The organism is Clostridium sp. AF22-10, assembly GCF_003478725.1.
In the GTDB taxonomy this organism is placed as follows: domain Bacteria; phylum Bacillota; class Clostridia; order Lachnospirales; family Lachnospiraceae; genus Otoolea; species Otoolea fessa.
In genome coordinates this window covers 1-5546 of the sequence record NZ_QUFZ01000043.1, presented here as the reverse complement: position 1 = coordinate 5546, position 5546 = coordinate 1, and the positions used below count along the sequence as shown (strand labels likewise).

The 5546-nt window shown below is 31.1% G+C and carries 6 protein-coding genes; all 6 read right to left on the bottom strand.

Annotated features, from left to right (window positions below):
- Positions 1 to 294 (bottom strand): hypothetical protein (locus DWX91_RS15765; RefSeq protein ID WP_147354430.1); only part of this gene is annotated, 294 nt, incomplete at its 3' end.
- On the bottom strand, positions 295 to 2241 hold the full coding sequence (gene nrdD / locus DWX91_RS15760; protein ID WP_118539698.1) for an anaerobic ribonucleoside-triphosphate reductase: 1947 nt from the start codon (positions 2239 to 2241) through the stop codon (positions 295 to 297). It abuts the gene before it with no gap.
- Positions 2242 to 2256: 15 nt separating this feature from the next.
- A complete protein-coding gene (locus DWX91_RS15755) occupies positions 2257 to 2457 on the bottom strand; it encodes a glutaredoxin family protein (RefSeq protein WP_118539696.1) in 201 nt (66 codons plus the stop codon).
- Entirely contained in the window at positions 2454 to 2624 is a 171-nt protein-coding gene (locus DWX91_RS16835) for a hypothetical protein (RefSeq protein ID WP_182435113.1), read from the bottom strand. Before DWX91_RS16835 ends, DWX91_RS15755 begins: the two co-directional genes overlap by 4 nt.
- Before the next feature lie 416 nt (positions 2625 to 3040).
- On the bottom strand, positions 3041 to 3592 hold the full coding sequence (locus DWX91_RS15750; protein WP_118539694.1) for a guanylate kinase: 552 nt from the start codon (positions 3590 to 3592) through the stop codon (positions 3041 to 3043).
- 10 nt (positions 3593 to 3602) lie between these two features.
- Positions 3603 to 5546: NAD-dependent DNA ligase LigA (ligA, locus tag DWX91_RS15745; protein WP_118539692.1), on the bottom strand; the 1944-nt coding region annotated here is incomplete at its 5' end.

Below are 5546 nucleotides of genomic sequence, written 5' to 3'. Positions count from 1 at the left end.
ATATATTACAATATCATCATCTGTATATTCTCTTAAATTATGAATAAATTTTTTAAGATCCATCCAAGAATCAAAAGGTTCTAATCCTTGCATTACAATAGATTCGGTAATTGAATTGTTTAAATATCTTTTTGTTAGTTCTTCAATGGATATTTCTATATTCTTTTCTTTTGCTAGTGGACTATTTTGACAATTCACCTCACCGCACTTAAATGTACAGTGAGGGAACATAATTGTCATTGATGGCTTTTTATAGTTCACTAGATCTTCAGAAATAAGACCTTTTATTAGCATTTATACTTCCTCTGCTTTAGCATTAATATCATCCCATTCTCTCATTCCAAATTCAGCCTTACGTTCTTTAGAATAGGATTTTACTGGTGTATAGAAACCAACAATTCTTGTAAATTCTGTATCTACTGGTTTTCCACAAACAGGGCATTTCGTTCCGTAGAAAGCATGATTATTTGCACAGGCATCGATCTTTGTATTAAATGCAAAATATGTAACCCCTTGATCTGCTACATAATTAGTCATCTTCCATGCCTTTTCAAAAGAATCAAACGGAGCATCAATGTTATAATGAAGAATAGAACCACCAGAACAATATCCATCAAACTCTGCTGCGATTCTTACACGTTCCTGTCCAGTAGTTTTAATTCCAAGTGGAATAAACTGATTACCATATAAAGGTAGATCATAAATATTAGCATCTGGATAGAAAAATTTATCCTTTTTCATAAGTTTAGCGGCTGCTGTTTCACCCGGAATCTGTTCGGTATTGATTTGATAATCACATTTATACTCTTTGATAAAATTTTCAGCAACTTGACGCATTGTTTTAAAAATCTTCTCACCAAATGCAGATGCTTTTTCTGTATAATATGTATCTCCAAATTCATCCACTCTAATATACCCAAACTTTTTCATTGTTTCATAAACGCCTAAAAATCCAATGGTATTATAAATATGATCGAAATCAATCAGACCAAAAGTGAAGTTAGGTAAAAGTCCTTTTTCAACATTTCGTTTAATAATATGCCTTACGCAGTCAAGGGCTTTTAAATCAATGAGAGTTCTTTTCTTTAATTCATCAAGATATTCTTCTTCTGAATTTGTATCAAGAGCGATTCTTGCGAAATTGATGGTTGACACTTTCACAGATCCAACTTTTAACGCTGTACCACCGACTGAATTAAAATAACCAAGATCAGCAATATTACTCTTTAGTCTACAACAGTTACTAAGAGAATTAACAGATGAATCACAGAAAATATTACTATCAGACCATTCCATATTGTGTTTAATTCCCCATTCAGCAAATTCTTCATCTACAAATTTACCATTTTGACGGAGCAAACTAATAGTAGATACTGGGAATGTAAACATATTTTCATGTCTGGTTTCAGCCATAGTCTCCATATACCATTTCTGGAACTCAATGATCTCTTCTTCATAATCAATCATATATGTTCCATCTGGGAATTCAGCTCCACCAAATAAAGCTTCAAAATATGGTCTGTCAAATACAGATGTATTTGTGAATGCACTTTGAGAACTGTCACGTAGATAAGGTTGATTTACAGCATAGATGAATCTCTGGAAATTTTGTTTAGCATAACTCTTACCTGTGTCTTTTGTGATCCCAAGATATCCACTATCAACATCTTTCTTCCAAAAATAAAACATATATGGAATTAAATTTGGTAGACCAACAGCTCCAGATGTACGATTACAAGCAAAACTAATAAATTCTTTTACAAAATCTACGAATGTTACCAAATGTTTTGCTGGTTTCGCATTTCTTTCTTTGATAAAATATAAGCCCTTTTCAGCAAGATCTTTTAAATCATAGGCAAAACAATATGACTTGAATGATGTTGTATTCGCATCGTGCATATAAAGTTTACCCATCCATTCATCACGTAACCATTCATTTGCATCTCTGAAACCATATTTTTTATTAATCTCATAATAAATTTTATTAAATGCTAATAATTTTTCATGAGGCTTTGGCATTTCTTTTTCAAGAGTTACAATATCTTTATGGGATACATTACTATTACCATCAATACTCGCATCAGCAACGGTTTCTTCATCTACGAAGTTATCAATAAAATCTGTGTAGCTTAACTGACCATCATCAAACCCATTGATTTTCGCAATTTCTGTGCCAAATTCTTCTTGAAGCTTATTATATTGAGTTGTGAAATTTTTATTTAGTTTAATATTGATATTCATATGTAGGCGTTCTCCTTACTGTTCATTTACCCATGCATTTGCTTCTTTGAACTTCATGATTTTTCCATCAATATCTAAAACTGGAACTTCATCGAAACCTTTATTTAGCATTTCGTTCACATCAGTTCTTTCTTCGAATGAAATATTTCTTTCATTTAATTTTTTTTCCAAAACAGAACACTTTGGACAATGTGTTGTGTACAAAATTACATTCATTTAACCGTCATTCTCCCATCTAAAATATAATGTTTACAGTTACCATCTTTATCAAGATATTCTTTAAAATTTGAATAACTTTGATATTTACTTGGAGTAGCTTTTACCCTGTAGCAAGAGTCTTTTTTACTACATCCATCACCATTGCACATGCTAATATCTGGCATCTTTTACACCTCCTCACCACAAACCAGAACTGTATAAACAGAAGAGTCATCTGCATTTGCATGAGTTCTCCTTGTCCTAGTTCCTGTAATACAATATTCTCTATTTCCAACTTGGACTGTAACGAAACCATCTCTATTCAGTAGTTCTCGTCCAAGTCCAAAGCAAGTAGTATAATTGGTCAACAACCCATCGGCTAAAGCCAATGGGATACCTTGTGATATTCTTTTTTTTGTAAATAATCATCACCACCTATCTATATATTCTCTTTTAAAATTGACATCAATTATCAAAAAATATAAATTAATGACACAACAATAATGATTAAAATTATAATCAACGCAGCACCTGTAATTGGAGTTGTTAAAAGCCAATTAATATACATCTTCATACATTCAATCATATTAAATGTTTTTTCTTACATAAGATATGAATTGTAAGCATCTATAATATCATCCACCACATCGTAAATTTCGTCATTAAAATGATTTCTAGTGATGTGATCTGCTAACACTTCTACACCCTGAAAATCATATTCATCTGTTTTAATTCGTCTATTTACTTCTTCCTGATTATCTCCTCTAAGAGACAAACGCTGCATACGCGTTCTCAGATTGGCATAAATATAGATAACGTACATTTTAATATTTTTATCCTGTAAATCTCTCACCCCATCTGGTGCAAGAATTGCAATAGTATCAGCATCAGCTCTATGACAATCTTCTAATGCTGTGCCATAATACCAAGTACCTTCTACAGTTTTATATTTTTTCCATTCAGCAAAGAAATGTTCATTGATTTTCTTCTTAAAATCCTCTTCTGAAATGAAATGATATGTAGAATGCTGTTTTTCACCTTCGCGCATCGGACGAGATGTATAAGTGATCATAGGCTTAAAACCATATTTTTCAATGAGTGTTTGTTTAATATAATCTTTTCCGCTTGCTGATTCTCCTACTAAAACTAACATAAATTCTCCTTTAAAACATTTTCATAAATTCTTCTTCTGTAATAATTGGGATGTTTAAATCTTTTGCTTTCTTGGATTTTCCTGAATTAGAATCTTCATTACAGATTAGATATGATGTTTTAGAACTAACAGATCCAGAAACTTTACCACCATTTGATTCAATTACATTCTTCAGCTCATCTCTATTGGAATAGTGATTTAACGAACCAGTAATTACAAAAGTCTTTCCGCTAAGTAAATTAGTGGATTTACTTACTTCTGGTTTATTAAAATTGAACTCTTTAGATAATTCAAAGACCATAGCTCCATAATCCATAAAGTAAGAATCAAGAGATGTGATTATAGAATTACCAATACCAGAAATACTCTTAAACCTATTATTTTTAGGATTAAGCATTATCATAGAACGTATAAACTCACCAAAATCATATTCACATTCTTTTGCAATAAGTTTACTTGCTGTTTTGCCAACCAAAGGAATAGATAGTGCATAAATGAAATGCTCAAGATCTGTTTCACGACTTGCTTCAATAGATTTTAGAAGTTTATTTACGCTATGAGAACTAAATCCAGATACATGATTCTTCCAATACGAAATAACATCGTTTGGTAGATTATATAAATCCTTAAATGTAGAAATCCATCCTTTGTTAATTAATAATTCTAGTGTAGCTTCACTCATACCATCAATATTGATAGCGTTCTTACTACAGAAATGAACCATCTTGCCTAACAATTTACCTTTACAATCTGGATTAGTACAAATAAGAACTTCTGAATCGTTCTCTTTAACAATCTTTGTAGGCTGATTACAAATAGGACATTTATCAGGAATACTAAAGTTACCACTCTTGTCAATGCTATCATGTACTTTAGGAATAACCATATTAGAACGATATACTCTAATTCTATCTCCAATTCCAAGCATCATATCTTTAATATATGTAATATTATGAAGTGTTGCTCTGGTTGTAACAGCACCATCCAAATCAATTGGATCAAATACAGCAATTGGATTAATAAGACCTGTTTTTGATGTATTCCACTCAATATCTCTTAATACTGTTTCATATAAACTATCTTCATATTTAAATGCAATCGAGTGTCTAAAGAATTTATCTGTTCTTCCCATTGATTCAGCTAATGAATAATTATCTGTAGCAATGACTGCTCCATCATACGGAATATTACGATTATCAGCACTATCACGAATTCGTTCTAATACTTCTTCTATATTATTTTTATTACATTTAAACATTGGTACAATTTCAAAACCAATATTATTTGCTTCAATAAGATCGTCAAATACTGATTTATGTTTAAATCCTTTAATTACCCTCCATGCGACAAATCTCATGTTACGACTTTCAGCTAATCTATTAGATAAAAGCTGCAACGAACCTGATACCAAATTTCTAGGGTGTCTATATTTTGTCTCTACAGGAAGAGATGCATTAATCTTGTTAAATGTATCCCATCCAATAATTACTTCTCCGTCAATAATTAGTTCATCTTTATATGGAATTTTCTTAGGGACATTCTTGATTGTAAACACATTAGACAATACTGAAACACCTTCAATACCATTTCCTCTTGTTTCAGCTGATACCAGCATCCCATTTTTATAATATAATGAGCAAGTTAATCCATCACATTTCACTGACACAAAACAATCTTTTCCACTAATAAATTTCTTTAAATCATTTACAGACTTCGTTTTGTCGAGTGATAGCATTGGATGATTATGTTTTACTTTATCAAGACCGTTTAATACAACATATCCTACATTATGAGTTGGACTATTGTTATATACAACATCCGTTTCCTTTTCTAATTCTTTTAGTTCTTCATACATATTATCCCAATCGTAATCACTCATAATTGGTTCATCTGAATAATAGTGTTCTGAAGCTTCATTTAATATATCAATTAGATATTTAATTTTTTCTAATTT